13 protein-coding genes are annotated in these 13835 nt (G+C 69.8%); 8 read left to right on the top strand and 5 right to left on the bottom strand.

Translation table 11 applies throughout. The annotated features are described in order from the left end of the window. Positions 1–2 precede the first annotated feature (2 nt). The 8 genes from hpaD to AC3A6R_RS18900 are packed head-to-tail and all read left to right on the top strand — an operon-like array spanning position 3 to position 7595. Positions 3–881: a 3,4-dihydroxyphenylacetate 2,3-dioxygenase gene (gene hpaD / locus AC3A6R_RS18935; protein ID WP_487865229.1), complete on the top strand. Its 879-nt coding sequence runs from the start codon at positions 3–5 to the stop codon at positions 879–881. Positions 882–898: 17 nt separating this feature from the next. Next, positions 899–1306 carry a 5-carboxymethyl-2-hydroxymuconate isomerase gene (locus AC3A6R_RS18930; RefSeq protein ID WP_487865228.1) on the top strand — a complete coding sequence of 136 codons (408 nt, stop codon included), beginning with the start codon at positions 899–901 and terminating at the stop codon, positions 1304–1306. 13 nt (positions 1307–1319) lie between these two features. Next, positions 1320–2123, top strand: coding sequence for a 2-oxo-hept-4-ene-1,7-dioate hydratase (gene hpaH, locus AC3A6R_RS18925; RefSeq protein WP_487865227.1), 804 nt, complete (start codon positions 1320–1322; stop codon positions 2121–2123). A 25-nt stretch (positions 2124–2148) separates the two neighbouring features. Then, positions 2149–2979, top strand: a complete 831-nt coding sequence (hpaI, locus tag AC3A6R_RS18920; protein WP_487861137.1) for a 4-hydroxy-2-oxoheptanedioate aldolase — start codon at positions 2149–2151, stop codon at positions 2977–2979. 50 nt (positions 2980–3029) lie between these two features. Next, positions 3030–4778 carry a dihydroxy-acid dehydratase gene (gene ilvD / locus AC3A6R_RS18915; RefSeq protein ID WP_487865226.1) on the top strand — a complete coding sequence of 583 codons (1749 nt, stop codon included), beginning with the start codon at positions 3030–3032 and terminating at the stop codon, positions 4776–4778. Positions 4779–4812: 34 nt separating this feature from the next. Continuing rightward, a complete protein-coding gene (locus tag AC3A6R_RS18910; protein WP_487865225.1) occupies positions 4813–5802 on the top strand; it encodes a Bug family tripartite tricarboxylate transporter substrate binding protein in 990 nt (329 codons plus the stop codon). Between the two features lie 19 nt (positions 5803–5821). Next, a complete protein-coding gene (locus tag AC3A6R_RS18905) occupies positions 5822–6613 on the top strand; it encodes a class II aldolase/adducin family protein (protein ID WP_487861134.1) in 792 nt (263 codons plus the stop codon). A gap of 4 nt (positions 6614–6617) precedes the next feature. After that, entirely contained in the window at positions 6618–7595 is a 978-nt protein-coding gene (locus AC3A6R_RS18900; RefSeq protein WP_487861133.1) for a 2-dehydropantoate 2-reductase, read from the top strand. On the opposite strand, the gene AC3A6R_RS18895 is transcribed toward AC3A6R_RS18900, so the two are convergent. From AC3A6R_RS18895 to alr, 5 genes are all read right to left on the bottom strand, one after another. Beyond that, on the bottom strand, positions 7589–8578 hold the full coding sequence (locus tag AC3A6R_RS18895; RefSeq protein WP_487865224.1) for a tripartite tricarboxylate transporter substrate binding protein: 990 nt from the start codon (positions 8576–8578) through the stop codon (positions 7589–7591). The two genes, AC3A6R_RS18900 and AC3A6R_RS18895, sit on opposite strands and share 7 nt — an antisense overlap. A gap of 35 nt (positions 8579–8613) precedes the next feature. Then, positions 8614–9822, bottom strand: a complete 1209-nt coding sequence (locus AC3A6R_RS18890; protein WP_487865223.1) for an acyl-CoA dehydrogenase family protein — start codon at positions 9820–9822, stop codon at positions 8614–8616. A gap of 18 nt (positions 9823–9840) precedes the next feature. After that, positions 9841–11442 carry an AMP-binding protein gene (locus AC3A6R_RS18885; protein ID WP_487865222.1) on the bottom strand — a complete coding sequence of 534 codons (1602 nt, stop codon included), beginning with the start codon at positions 11440–11442 and terminating at the stop codon, positions 9841–9843. A 120-nt stretch (positions 11443–11562) separates the two neighbouring features. Further along, a complete protein-coding gene (locus AC3A6R_RS18880) occupies positions 11563–12558 on the bottom strand; it encodes a LysR family transcriptional regulator (RefSeq protein WP_487861129.1) in 996 nt (331 codons plus the stop codon). A gap of 39 nt (positions 12559–12597) precedes the next feature. Next, positions 12598–13701 carry an alanine racemase gene (alr, locus tag AC3A6R_RS18875; RefSeq protein ID WP_487865221.1) on the bottom strand — a complete coding sequence of 368 codons (1104 nt, stop codon included), beginning with the start codon at positions 13699–13701 and terminating at the stop codon, positions 12598–12600. Between the last annotated feature and the right edge of the window lie 134 nt (positions 13702–13835).

The following is a 13835-nucleotide window of genomic DNA, read 5'->3' as shown; positions in this document are numbered from 1 at the left end:
CCATGGGCACGCTCGCACTCGCCGCCAAGATCACGCATGTACCGTCGATGTACCTGTCGGAATTTCCGGGGCCGAACTTCGGCTGCCGCGACGCCGCGATCCAGGGCCACAAGGAAATCGACCGCCGCTGCCGCGCGCTGGGCGTGGACACCATCGTGGTGTTCGACGTGCATTGGCAGGTCAACAGCGAATACCACATCAACTGCGGTCCGGAATTCGGCGGCACCTACACCAGCAACGAGCTGCCGCACTTCATCAAGAACATGCCGTATGCCTACCCGGGCAACCCGGCGCTCGGGCACCTGATCGCCGACGCGGCGAACGAGATGGGCGTGAAGAGCCGCGCGCACAGCGACACCACGCTCGAGCTCGAGTACGGCACGCTGGTGCCGATGCGCTACATGAATGCCGACCAGCACTACAAGGTGATCAGCATCAGCGGCTGGTGCGACTGGCACGACCTTGCCGAGTCGGGCCGCTTCGGCCTCGCGGTGCGCCGCGCGATCGAGGAGCGCTACGACGGCACGGTCGCGGTGTTCGCGAGCGGTTCGCTCTCGCACCACTTCGCCGACAACGGCCGCGCGCCCGAGTTCATGCACAAGGTCTACGACCCGTTTCTCGAGCAGGTCGACCATCGCGTGGTCGAACTCTGGAAGGCCGGCGACTGGAAAACATTCGTCGGCATGCTGCCGATGTATGCCGACAAGTGCTGGGGCGAAGGCGACATGCACGACACCGCGATGCTGCTGGGCCTGCTCGGCTGGGACCGCTACACCGCACCCGTGGAGATCGTGACGCCTTATTTCGGCAGCTCGGGCACGGGACAGATCAACGCGATCTTCCCGGTCACGCCGCTGCCGGCCGACGCCGCCACCGCCTGAGCAAGGGAGCACGACGCATGCCGCACCTGGTGATCCTCTACACGCCCAACATCGAGCCCGAGACCGACATGACGGCGCTCTGCCGCACGCTTGCCGACACCATGCTCGCGCAGCGCGACGCGGCGGGCCGGCCGGTCTTTCCCACGGGCGGCACGCGCGTGCTGGCCTACCCGGCTGCGCACCATGCGGTGGCGGACGGGAAGGCCGACTACGCCTTTGTCTACCTCAACCTGCGCATGGCGGCGGGCCGCACCGATGCCGTGAAGAAGAAGGCCGGCGACGACCTGCTCGCGGCGGTGAAGACGCATTTCGCGCCGGTGCTCGAGCGCCGCCACATCGGCATCACGCTGCAGATCGACGAAAGCCCGCAGCAGGTGTACGACGGCAAGCACAGCAACCTGCATCCCCTGTTCAACAAAGGCTGAGAAGAAGACTTCCATGCTTTCCGACGCCACCATCGCCCAACTGGCCGCCGAACTGCACGAGAGCGAACGCACGCGCGTGCAGGTCGAGCATTTCTCCAAGCGCTTTCCCGAGATGACGGTCGAGGACGGCTACGCCGTCTCGCGCGCCTGGGTCGCGCACAAGATCGCCGGGGGGCGCACCGTCAAGGGCCACAAGATCGGCCTGACCTCGCGCGCGATGCAGCTGTCGAGCCAGATCACCGAGCCCGACTACGGCACGCTGCTCGACGACATGTTCTTCGAGCAGGGCGCCGACATTCCTTTCACGCGCTTCATCGCGCCGCGCATCGAGGTCGAGCTGGCCTTCGTGCTCGGCCGGCCGCTCAAGGGGCCGGGGGTCACGATCTTCGACGTGCTCGCGGCCACCGACTACGTGGTGCCCGCGATCGAGATCATCGATGCGCGCATCGAGCAGTTCGACCGCCACACCAAGGCGCCGCGCAAGGTGTTCGACACCATCGCCGACAACGCGGCCAACGCCGGCATCGTGCTCGGCGGCCGGCCCGTCAAGCCCGATGCGGTCGACCTGCGCTGGGTCGGCGCGCTGCTCTACAAGAACGGCGTCATCGAGGAGACCGGCGTGGCCGCGGCCGTTCTCAACCACCCGGCCACCGGCGTGGCCTGGCTCGCGAACAAGCTCGCGCCCTGGGACGAGCACCTCGCGGCCGGCGAGGTGGTGCTCGCCGGTTCGTTCACGCGCCCCACCACCGCGCTCGCGGGCGACACCTTCCACGCCGACTACGGCCCCCTCGGCGCGATTTCGTTCAGACTCGCCTGACCCGCCACTATCGAGACATCGTCCCATGCAGACACCCCTCAACACCTTCAAGCAGGCCCTGGCCGGCAAGCGCGCCCAGATCGGTCTCTGGGTCGGCCTGGCCGACGGCTATGCGGCCGAGATCCTGGCCGGCACCGGCTACGACTGGCTGCTGGTCGACGGCGAGCATGCGCCGAACGACGTGCGCTCGATCCTCGCGCAGCTGCAGGGCATCTCGAGCGCCTGGTCGGCCCTTCCCGAGGGCGCCACGCGGCCGCAGCCGGTGGTGCGCGTGCCGGTCGGCGACACCACGCTGCTCAAGCAGATGCTCGACATCGGCGCGCAGACCATCCTGGTGCCGATGGTCGACACCGCCGAACAGGCCGCACGCATGGTGCAGGGCATGCGCTACCCGCCCGAAGGCGTGCGCGGCATGGGCAGTGCGCTCGCGCGCGCCTCGCGCTGGCAGGCCTACCCCGACTACCTGCACGAGGCCAATGCCCAGACCTGCCTGCTGGTGCAGGCCGAGACGGTCGAGGCGATGAGGAACCTCGACGCGATCGCCGCCACCCCCGGCGTGGACGGCGTGTTCATCGGTCCGGCCGACCTTTCGGCCTCGATGGGCTTCGTGGGCCAGCCCGGCCACCCCGAAGTGCAGGCCGCGATCGCCGATGCGATCGCACGCATCCAGAAGGCCGGCAAGGCGGCCGGCATCCTGTCGACCACCGAGGAGCAGGCGCGCAAGTGGCTCGCTGCGGGCGCGGCCTTCGTCGCCGTGGGCGTGGACACCATGCTGCTGGCCGCAGCGGCCAGCGCGCTGGCGGGCAAGTTCAAGCCCGAGGGCGCGGCCGCCAGCGCCGCGCCCGGCAGCTACTGACGCCTTCTGCAAACCCATCCATCGACCGAACGCCAGCCGCCCGCCAGCCAATGACCACCCCGACCGACCCGAAGAAACCGCCGCGCTTCCGCTCCGCCATCATCCGCGAGGGCACGATCCGCGCCACCACGCGCAGCTTCCTGCATGCGCTGGGGCAGGACGACGAGGACATCGAACGCCCGCACATCGGCGTGTTCCACACCGGCGGCGAGATGAGCCCCTGCAACCTCAACCTGCGCGAGCAGGCGCAGCATGCCAAGACCGGCATCTACGCGGGCGGCGGCACGCCGCACGAATGCCCGGTGGTGTCGGTGAGCGACGGGCTCACGATGGCGCACTCGGGCATGCGCTTCTCGCTGATCTCGCGCGAACTCATCGCCGACAGCGTCGAGGCCTCCACGCGCGGCCACCAGTGGGACGGCATCTTCGCGATCGGCGCCTGCGACAAGAACCTGCCGGGCCTGATGATGGGCATGGTGCGCTGCAACGTGCCGAGCGTGTTCGTGCACGGCGGCTCGGCGCTGCCGGGGCAGATGCCCGGACCCGACGGGCGCGACCTGAACGTGGTCGACACCTACGAGACCATCGGCAAGGTGCTCGCCGGCACCGCCACGACCGACGAACTCGACGCCATGAGCCGCGCCTGCCTGCCCACCGCGGGCGCCTGCGCGGGCCAGTTCACGGCCAACACCATGGGCATGGTGTCCGAGGCGCTCGGCCTCGCGCCCATCGGCTCGAGCATGGTGCCGGCGGTGTTCAGCGAGCGCGCGCCGCTGATGCGCCGCGCCGCGAAGCACCTGATGAAGGCGGTGATGGGCGACGCCCCGCTGCCGCGCGACATCGTCACGCGCAAGGCGCTCGAGAACGCCTGCGCCGTGGTGTCGGCCACGGGCGGCTCGACCAATGCCGCGCTGCACCTGCCGGCGATCGCGCACGAGGCGGGCATCCGCTTTCACCTCGACGACGTGGCCGAGATCTTCGCGCGCACCCCGCTCATCGCCGACCTGCGCCCGGGCGGGCAGTACCTGGCGCGCGACGTCTACTACATCGGCGGCGCGGGCGTGATCCTGCGCACGCTGATGGACCAGGGCTTCGTGCACGGCGACGCGCTGACCTTCACCGGCCGCACGCTGGCCGAGGAGCTTGCCGGTGCCGCCGCGCCCGACGGCCGGGTGGTGCGCCGGGCCGGCGAGCCGATCACGCGCGACGGCGGCCTGGCGGTGCTGAAAGGCAACCTGTGCCCCGACGGCGCCCTGCTCAAGACCGCGGGGCTGAAGACGCTGGTGCACCGCGGGCCGGCGCGCGTCTTCGAGTCGGAAGAACAGGCGCAGGCCGCAGTGCAGAACCGCCGCTATGCGCCCGGCGACGTGATCGTGATCCGCAACGAGGGCCCCAAGGGCAGCCCAGGCATGCGCGAGATGCTCGGCATCACCGCCCTGCTCTACGGCCAGGGCATGGGCGACAAGGTGGCGCTTTTGACCGACGGCCGCTTCTCGGGCGCGACACGCGGGCTGTGCATCGGCTATGCGGGGCCCGAGGCGGCGGACGGCGGCCCGATCGCGGCGTTGCGTGACGGCGACATGGTGGCGATCGACGCGCGCGCCGAAGCGCGCAGCATCTCGGTCGAACTGGGGGCGGAGGAGATCGCCGGGCGGCTCGCAGCGCGCGGGGTCATCAACGTAAACGCGGGGGTCCAGCACCGTGGCTTGCTGGAAAAATACGCGCTCACCGTGCGCCCTGCCCATCAGGGTGCCGTGACCCATTCGGGCGCAGTCACCTGGCTGCGCGACGAGTCGTGAAACGCAACCACCCTACCCCGGAGAGAGACCCATCATGACCTTCAACCGCCGCCAGTTGCTGCAGACCACCGGCGCCTCGGCGCTGCTCGCCAGCCTGGGCCAGCACGCCTTCGCCCAGGCCTCGATCGAGACCGCCACCATCGTCACCGGCTTTGCGGCCGGCGGCACCTCGGACACCACCTGCCGGCGCGTGGCGACCCGCCTGAGCCCCGACTACGCGAAGACCGCCGTGGTCGAGAACCGCACCGGTGCGGGCGGCCAGATCGCTGTCAGCTACGTGAAGGGCCGCCCGGCCGACGGCGCCACCATCCTGCAGACGCCGACCTCGATCCTCACGATCTATCCCCACATCTACAAGAAGCTGCCGTACGACCCGATGGTCGACCTCACCCCGGTGAGCCTGGCCTGCATCTTCGACTTCGGCTTCGCGGTCGGCCCCGCGGTGCCCGCGAGCGTCAAGAACGTGCCCGAGTTCCTCGCCTGGGCCAAGGCCAACCCGACCGGCGCCAACTACGGCTCGCCGGCCGCGGGCTCCACGCCGCACTTCATCGGCGCGCTGCTGGGCAAGAAGGGCGGCGTCGAACTCAAGCATGCGGCCTACCGCGGCACCCAGCCGGCCATGCTCGACTTGCTCGGCGGCAACATCTCGGCCGTGTCGGGCCCGATCGGCGACATCACGCAGCACCTGGCCTCGGGCAAGGTGCGCATCCTGGGCGTCTCGGGCGCCAAGCGCAACCGCTTCGCCCCCGAGGTGCCGACCTTCGGCGAGCAGGGCATCAAGGACATGGCGCACAGCGAATGGTTCGCCTTCTTCCTGCCCGCCAAGGCGTCGCCCGAAGTGGTCGCGAAACTCAGCACGGCGATGAAGAACGCGCTGCTGCAGAAGGACGTGATCGACGGCCTCGGTACCTTTGGGCTCGAGGCCATGTCGTCGACGCCAGGCGAGCTCACCGAGCTGCTCAAGAAGGACACTGCCAAGTGGGCGCCGATCGTCAAGGAGGTCGGCTTCACTGCCGAAGGTTGATAACGATGAAGGAACTGCCATGAACGCACCCGCCACCACCGCGCCCACCGCGCTGGTCCATCCGTCGATCCATCCCGACGAGCGCGCCGCACGCGAAGAGCTCGCGGCCTGCTACCGCGTCTTCGCGATGCTGGGCTGGACCGAGATGATCTACAACCACATCACGGTGCGGCTGCCCGACAGCGTGACGGGCGGCGAGAAGCAGTTCCTCATCAACCCCTTCGGCCTGCACTACAGCGAGGTCACGGCGAGCAACCTCGTGAAGATCGACCTGCAGGGCAAGGTGCTCGACGGCTCGACCTGGCCGGTGAACCCGGCCGGCTTCACGGTGCATGCGGCCATCCACGACGGCCTCGAAGGCGCGCACTGCGTCATGCACACCCACACCACGGCCGGCGTGGCCGTGGCCTGTCTGCAGGGCGGCCTGCAGCAGACCAATTTCTATACCGCCCAGCTGCACGACATGGTGGCCTACCACGACTTCGAGGGCATCACCATCCATGCCGACGAAGGGCCTCGGCTGCTGCGCAGCATCGGCAACCGCAATGCGGTGATCCTGCGCAACCACGGCCTGCTGGCCTGGGGCCAGACGCTGCCGCAGACCTTCGCGATCCTCTGGACGCTGCAGCGGGCCTGCGACATCCAGATGGCGACGCTCTCGATGGGCCAGGCTATCCCCGTGAGCGAGGACATCGCGCGCAAGTGCACGCGCGACGCGCTGCAGTTCAACCCGAACCACGGCGCGGGCCAGGACGTGTTCGACGCGCTGGTGCGCCAAATCGACCGCATCGATCCCTCCTACAAGAACTGAAGCGATGAAGATCTGCATCTACGGCGCCGGCGCGATCGGCGGATGGATCGGCGTCGGCCTCGCGCAGGCGGGCGAGCGGCTCAACGTGGTGGCGCGCGGCGCCACGCTCGAGGCGCTGCAACGAGACGGACTCTCACTGATGCGCGGCGAGGTGCGCACGCGCGTGCCGGTCAACGCCGTGGCCGACCCCGAGGCGCTCGGCGTGCAGGACCTGGTGGTCATCGCCGTCAAGGCGCCCGCGCTGGCCGGCGTGGCCGAGCGCATCGGCCCGCTGATCGGTCCCGACACCGTGGTGCTGACAGCAATGAACGGCGTGCCCTGGTGGTTTCTCGAAGGCGGCTTCGGCGGCCCGATCACCGGCCGCCGGCTCGCGGCCGTCGACCCCGACGGCGCGATCGCACGCGCCATTCCCGCGGCCAACGTGATCGGCGCCGTGGTGCACTGCAGCTGCTCGCTCGATGCGCCCGGCGTGGTGCGGCACCATTTCGGCAATGGCCTGATCGTGGGCGAGCCTTCGGGCGCGGCCACGCCGCGCGTGCAGAAGCTGCTGGCGCTGCTGCAGCGCACCGGCATCGACGCCACGCTCTCGCCGCAGATCCAGCGCGACGTATGGTTCAAGCTCTGGGGCAACATGACCGTCAACCCCATCAGCGCGCTCACGGGCGCCACCACCGACCTCATCATGGGCGACGATTTCGTGCGCGGCTTCATCTCGGCCGTGATGCTCGAAGCCAAGGAGATCGGGCGCCGCATCGGCATCGAGATCGCACAGAGCCCCGAAGACCGCCACGAGGTGACGAAGAAGCTCGGCGCCTTCAAGACCTCGATGCTGCAGGACGTCGAAGCCGGCCGCGCGGTCGAGCTCGATGCGCTCGTGACCGTGGTGCGCGAACTCGGCGAACTCACTGCCGTGGCAACGCCCTTCACCGATGCGCTGCTGGGCCTGGCGCGGCTGCAGGCGCGGCGCCTGGGCCTCTACTGAGGCTGCAGCTTCACCTGCTTCATCATCACCTCGGTCAGCGTCATTTCCTTGGTGAAGCCGCGCGTGTATTCGGGCGCGGGCAGCGGGCTCGCCTGGCCGCCGTTCTCGGTCAGGCCGGCCTGAACCGAAGGCGTCGCGAGCGCCTTCTCGAAAGCCGCGGCGATGCGTGCAGCCACCGCGTCAGGCGTGCCGGCCGGCACCGAGACGCCGCCCCATGACGTGAGCTCGACACCCTTCACACCGAGCTCGGCGAGCGTCGGCACATCGGGCAGCTTGGGGTTGCGGCGCGGGCCCGCGATCGCGAGCGGCTTGAGCTTGCCCGACTGGATCAGCGGATAGGCGACCGACAGGATCGGCGTTCCGAACGTCACCTGGTTGCCGAGGATCGCGTTCACCAGCTCCGACGCGCCCTTGTAGGGCACGTGCAGCGCCTCGGCATTCAGCGCGTTCAGCAGCAGCTCCACGCCCAGGTGCGACGGCGTGCCGACCCCGCCCGACGCGTAGTTCAGCGCGCCTGGGTTGGCCCGTGCCTTGGCCGCCAGTTCGTTCAGGCTTCCGATGCCCGACGCGGCGTTGACCACCAGCGCGATGTCGGAGGTGCTCACCCGCATGATGTGGCGAAAGTCCTTGAGCGCGTCGTAGCCCGGGTCGCGGTACATGCGCATGTTCGCGGCCATCGGTGCGGCCGAATAGATCCAGGTGTAGCCGTCGGGCGCAGCGCGTGCCACCAGCCGGGCGCCGATGTTGCCGGCCGCACCGGCCTTGTTCTCGATCACCACCGCCTGGCCCAGCAGCGGCCCCACGGCCTCGGCCAGGATGCGCGCGGTGATGTCGGGGCCGGTGCCCGCGAGGTAGGGCACCACCCACTTGATGGGGCGCTCGGGCCATGCGGCCTCGGCGGCCAGCGCGCACGAGGCGGCCGGCAGCAGCGCGGCGACGAGGGAGGCGGCCAGCACGTGGCGCCGTTGCAGCAGTCTGTTCATGTCTTCTTGTCTCCTGGTGTGTCTCTGTCTTGTCGTCAGCCGGCGTCGCCGAGCAGCTCGCGCGCGATCGTGTTGCGCTGGATCTCGCTGGTGCCGGTCAGCACCCGGTACATGCGCAGCATGCGGAACAGGAACTCCACGCGCCGCCCCTGCACGATGCCTTCGCCGCCGTGGACCTGCACCGCGCGGTCGGCGATGCGGAACGCGGCTTCGGAGCAGAACAGCTTGGCCATCGAGGCCTCGGCGCGCGCTTCGCTGCCGGCATCGATCTGGCGCGCCGTCGACACCATGAGCGCCCGCGCGGCGGCCAGCTCGGTCGCCATGTCGGCCAGCATGTGCTGGACCGCCTGGAACTGCCCGATCGCGCGGCCGAACTGCTTGCGCTGGCCTGCATAGGCGCAGGCGTCGCGCAGCGCCACCGCCGCCAGCCCCACCATCGCCGGGCAATGCAGCAGCCGGTTGACCGTGATGCGGCCCAGCGCCAACGCGAGCCCGCGCCCGGGTTCACCGATCAGGTTGGCCGCGGGAATGCGGCAGTTCTCGAGCACGATGTCGCCGGTGTGCGACTGCCCCGCCATCGTCTTGTAGCCGGCCTCGACGCGCACGCCCGGCTGCTTCAGGTCGACGAAGAAGGCCGTGACCTCGCGCTGCGCGCTCCCGGCCGGAGCGGTCGACGCCATGAGCACCGCGAAGTCGGCAAAGGGCGAGCCCGAGATGAAGCGCTTGCGTCCGTCGAGCACGAAATGCTCACCGTCGCGCACGGCGCGCGTCTGCACCGCGCCGGCGTCCGAGCCCGCCTCGGCCTCGGTGAGCGCGAAGCAGATCGCCTTCTCGGCCCGGGCCACCGGCTCGATGAAATTCTGCATGTGGTGCGGCGTGGCCTTGCGCACGAGAGCACCCACGCGCGGCGGCCCGCTGAGTTCGCCGAACACGTGCGGCGCGAGCGGCGAGCCGCTCGCATAGATGGCCTCCTTGATGAGCACGTGGTCGAGCACCGACAGCCCGAGGCCGCCCATCGATTCGGGCAGCGTCATGCCGTAGAAGCCGAGCGCATGCGAGCGGCGCCAGACCTGCTGCAGCACCTCGCGGCTGGCGCCATGCTCATGGTCGATGCCGTGCGTGCGCACGATGTCGGCCAGCTCGCCGTGCAGGAAGCACTCGATGCGGCCGATCAGCTCGGCGGCGCGCGGCGAGCCCTCGAAGACGCCGCGGCTTGCCATGGCGGGGGTGGCGTTGTCGTTCATCATTCTTCTCGTCCTCGTTCAGTTCACCATGCGGCTCTGACCGGCCCAGTACGGCGCCTGGATCTGCTTGCGCGCGACCTTGCCGTTGGGGTTCTTCGGCAGCGCCTCCACGAACGCCACGCGGCGCGGGCGCTTGAAGCCGCCGAGCCGCTCGGCGCAGAAGGCATCGAGCGCGCCGCCGTCGAGCGCATGGCCGGGCTTGAGCACCACGTGCGCGGCCACGGCCTCGCCCCACTTGTCGTCGGGCACCGCGAAGACGCAGGCGTCGGCAATCGCCGCGTGCTGGTAGAGCACCGCCTCCACCTCCGACGGATAGACGTTGAAGCCGCCGCTGATGACCATGTCCTTCTTGCGATCGACGATGTAGACGAAGCCCTCCGAGTCCATACGCGCGAGGTCGCCCGTGTGATAGCGGCCGTTCTTCAGCACCTCGGCCGTGAGCTCGGGGGCGCGCCAGTAGCCCGCGAACACGTCGGCGCCGCCCACCACGATCTCGCCGATCTCGCCCGTGGCCACGGGCTCTCCCGCGTCGTCGACGATCTCGACCCTCGATTCGAGGAACGGCCGGCCGCACGAGGCAAGCCGCTCGGGCGCTGCGGCGCGTGCGAACAGGTGGTCTTCCACGCTCAGGCCGCACACGCCCGAGGTGGTCTCGCCCGCGCCGTAGCCTTGCGACAGCACCGGTCCGAACACGTCCATCGCGCGCAGGATGCGGGCCGGCGCCATGGGCGCGGCGCCATAGCCCAGGCGCAGCAGGTCTGGCAGCGGCCGGTACCGGCCTTCGAGCTCGCCGAGCAGCATGTTGATCATGGTCGGCACCATGAAGGTGTGCGTCACGCGGTCGGCCTTCATGTCGGCCAGGAAGCGTCCGGGCTCGAAGCCCGCGAACAGACGGATGGTCGCGCCGCTGCACAGCGCCGGCACGATCTGCATGCCCGAGGCATGCGTGATCGGGCCCACGAGGCCGAGCAGGTGGCCTTCGCGCATGCCCTCGGAACGCATGAGGAACTTGCGCAGCTGCGCGAGCCGGTTGCCGAAGGTTTGCATCGCCGCCTTCAGCACGCCCGACGAGCCCGAGGTGTAGTGCAGCACGGCAAGCTCGTCGGCCTGGACGCTGACCGCCTCGAACACATCGCTCGCGCGTTCGAGCAGGCCGGCATAGGAGCTATCGGCATCCTCGGGGCCGTCGATGAACAGCAGCCTGGGCATCTCCGCGCTGCCGCCCTTCAGGTGCGGCAGGAAGGCTTCGGCGCGCTCTGCAGTGGTGACGATCAGCGCCGCGCCACTGTTGGCCACGATGTCGCCCACTTCGGTCGGCGACAGCCGCGCATTGAACGGTGCCTTGACGAGCGCGGCCTTGTAGCAGGCCAGTTCGATCTCGACGATCTCGGTGCAGTTCGGCAGGTAGATGCCGACGCGATCGCCGCGCTGCAGACCGCATGCGAGCAGCGCGTTGGCCAGGCGGTTGGACCGGCGGTCGAGCGCTTCGTAGCTCAGGCTGCGGTCGGCGGTGCGCAGCGCGATGCGCCGGCCGTGGATGCGCGCGCAGCGCGAAACGAGTTCGCCGACGTTGGCGACCGTGGAGGTGTGTGGCAAGGGCTGTCTCCTGGATGCGTGCATGCATGGGTTCTGCATGCGATGCGCCACTGTCCCGCAAAGCGGCAGCCAAGAGGAAATACCGTTTGCTGATGCCGGGCCATCAATCGGATTGATGGCCCCGCTTGCTCGCCGTGCGTGCGGCTATGCCCGAGGCGTGCGCCTCGCGCTGTCGTGCGCGAGCAGCTCGGCCTCCCAGCGCCCTTCGCGGATCAACCGCGCCGCCTGCTCGGCCAGCGCCTCGGCCACCACCTGCACGGCCGGATCGGGCGCGCGCTCGGCGGGCATGGCGATGGTGTAGCTGCGCTGCAGCGCGGGCTCCACCACGCGCGCAACGACCCAGTCGTCGCCGCCGTGCGGGCTGTCGCCGAGTGCGCAGGCCGGCGTGAAGGTGTAGCCCGCACCGCAGCCGTAGAGCGAGCGGATCACGCGCGCCGAATCGTGTTCGTGCGCGAGGTTCAGCGTCACGCCCAGCGACGCGGCAGCCTCCTCCACGCGCTGGCGGATCGAGAAGCGGCGCGATTGCAGCACGAGCGGCAGGCGCGCCGCGTCGGCGAAAGCGACCTCGGGCTTCGTGTTCTTTCCGCGCGCCCGCCGCCGCAGGTGCGCCGACAGGGCGCCATCGCGGTCGTAGCCGCAGACGAAGATCGACTCGCGCGCGAGCGGCCGGCAGTCCAATCCTTCGACTTGCGGCGTGTCCACGAGGATGCCGACGTCGGCGCGGCGGTCGAGCATGGCTTTCTTCACGGCCAGGCTCAGGTCGTCGAGCACGAACACGCGGATGCGCGGATGGCTGGTCTTGAGCGCGGCCAGCACTGGCCCGAGCAGCAGCGAGGCGATCAGGAACGGCACCGCCACCGTCACCGAGCCCTCGGGCCCCTGCGGCAGCCGCTGGATGCGCTCGCGTACCGCATCGGCGTCCGACAAGAGCCGCCGCGCGTCTTCGTAGAGCTGCATGCCGGCGGGCGTGGGCGTCACGCCCGCATGCGAGCGGTCGAAGAGCTGCGCGCCGAGTTCGGCCTCCAGCTTCTTGATCTGCGCGGTGAGCGCCGGCTGCGCGATGTAAAGCGAACCGGCCGCGCGCGAGAGACTGCCGGCCTCGAGCACGGCGATGAAATAGCGCAGGGTCCGCAGGTCCATGCAGGCCGCTCAGTCAGTCAGACAGTCAGCGAGCGGGCTTCATTCTTCGTGCGCGGTGGGCGCGAACGGCACGCGCTGCGCCACTGCGCACATGAGCTCGTAGCCGACGGTGCCGGCAGCGCGCGCGACCTCGTCGATCGAGAGCGTCGCGCCGTTCACGGCCGAACGGCCCCAGAGCGTGACCTCGCTGCCGAACTTCGCGTCGGGCACGGGCGTGAGGTCGACGGTGATCATGTCCATGCTGACCCTGCCCACCATGCGCGTGCGCACGCCGTTCACCAGCACCGGTGTGCCGGTATCGCAGTGGCGCGGATAGCCGTCGCCATAGCCGGCCGCGGCCACGCCGATGGTGAGCGGCGCCTCGGCCGTGAAGCGCGAGCCGTAGCCGATGGTGTCGCCGGGCTGCAGCGTCTGCACCGAGAGCAGCTTCGTCGAGAGCGTCATCGTGGGTTCGAGTTGCCAGTGCGCGGCGTCGTGCTCGGGATGGTCGGGCGCGCTGCCGTACAGCACGATGCCGGGGCGCACCCAGTCGCCCCGGGCCTGCGAGGCATGCCGCAGCGTGGCCGCGCTGTTGGCGATCGAGCGCTCGCCGGGCAGGTCTTTGGTGACGCGCTCGAACACCGCAAGCTGGTGCGCAATGCCGCGCTCGCCGTCGGCGTCGCTGAAGTGCGTCATCAGCGAGATCTCGTCGACCTGCGGCAGCGCATTGAGCCGCGTCCAGGCCGCGCCGAAACGCTCGGGCGCGTAGCCCAGGCGGTTCATGCCCGAGTTCATCTTGAGGAAGACGCGCTGCGGCTTGAGCGTCTTGTGCGCGGCGAGCATGTCGATCTGCTCGTCGCAATGCACCGTGTGCCAGAGGTCGAGCCGCGAGCAGAGCTCGAGATCGCGCGCCTCGAACACGCCCTCGAGCAGCAGCACCGGCCCGCGCCAGCCGAGCGCGCGCACGCGCTCGGCTTCGGCCAGGTCGAGCAGCGCGAAGCCGTCGGCGCCGCGCAGGCCTTCGTACACGCGCTCGATGCCGTGGCCATAGGCATTGCACTTGACCACGGCCCAGACGCGGGCATCGACGGCGCTGCGCCGCACCCGGTCGAGGTTGTGCCGCAGTGCGGCGGTGTGGACAGTGGCGAGAATGGGGCGCGGCATGGGAAATCCCGAAGGTCGAAGACCGGGGTTTTAGCACCTTCGCGGACCGGGGCGCCCGGTGTGGCCATGCGGGTTTGCCAGTCGTACCCCCATGCTATAACCGCCCATTCGCCGTGAACGACGCGGCCTTTCTC

The organism is Variovorax sp. Soil_C_19, assembly GCF_057657255.1.
This window is presented reverse-complemented; position numbering and strand designations above follow the sequence as displayed.

Excerpts from the sequence above, each read along its gene's own strand:
- hpaD (WP_487865229.1), top strand. The coding sequence starts at position 3 with ATGGGCACGCTCGCACTCGCCGCCAAGATCACGCATGTACCGTCGATG.
- AC3A6R_RS18930 (WP_487865228.1), top strand. The coding sequence starts at position 899 with ATGCCGCACCTGGTGATCCTCTACACGCCCAACATCGAGCCCGAGACC.
- hpaH (WP_487865227.1), top strand. The coding sequence starts at position 1,320 with ATGCTTTCCGACGCCACCATCGCCCAACTGGCCGCCGAACTGCACGAG.
- hpaI (WP_487861137.1), top strand. The coding sequence starts at position 2,149 with ATGCAGACACCCCTCAACACCTTCAAGCAGGCCCTGGCCGGCAAGCGC.
- ilvD (WP_487865226.1), top strand. The coding sequence starts at position 3,030 with ATGACCACCCCGACCGACCCGAAGAAACCGCCGCGCTTCCGCTCCGCC.
- AC3A6R_RS18910 (WP_487865225.1), top strand. The coding sequence starts at position 4,813 with ATGACCTTCAACCGCCGCCAGTTGCTGCAGACCACCGGCGCCTCGGCG.
- AC3A6R_RS18905 (WP_487861134.1), top strand. The coding sequence starts at position 5,822 with ATGAACGCACCCGCCACCACCGCGCCCACCGCGCTGGTCCATCCGTCG.
- AC3A6R_RS18900 (WP_487861133.1), top strand. The coding sequence starts at position 6,618 with ATGAAGATCTGCATCTACGGCGCCGGCGCGATCGGCGGATGGATCGGC.
- AC3A6R_RS18895 (WP_487865224.1), bottom strand. The coding sequence starts at position 8,578 with ATGAACAGACTGCTGCAACGGCGCCACGTGCTGGCCGCCTCCCTCGTC.
- AC3A6R_RS18890 (WP_487865223.1), bottom strand. The coding sequence starts at position 9,822 with ATGAACGACAACGCCACCCCCGCCATGGCAAGCCGCGGCGTCTTCGAG.
- AC3A6R_RS18885 (WP_487865222.1), bottom strand. The coding sequence starts at position 11,442 with ATGCACGCATCCAGGAGACAGCCCTTGCCACACACCTCCACGGTCGCC.
- AC3A6R_RS18880 (WP_487861129.1), bottom strand. The coding sequence starts at position 12,558 with ATGGACCTGCGGACCCTGCGCTATTTCATCGCCGTGCTCGAGGCCGGC.
- alr (WP_487865221.1), bottom strand. The coding sequence starts at position 13,701 with ATGCCGCGCCCCATTCTCGCCACTGTCCACACCGCCGCACTGCGGCAC.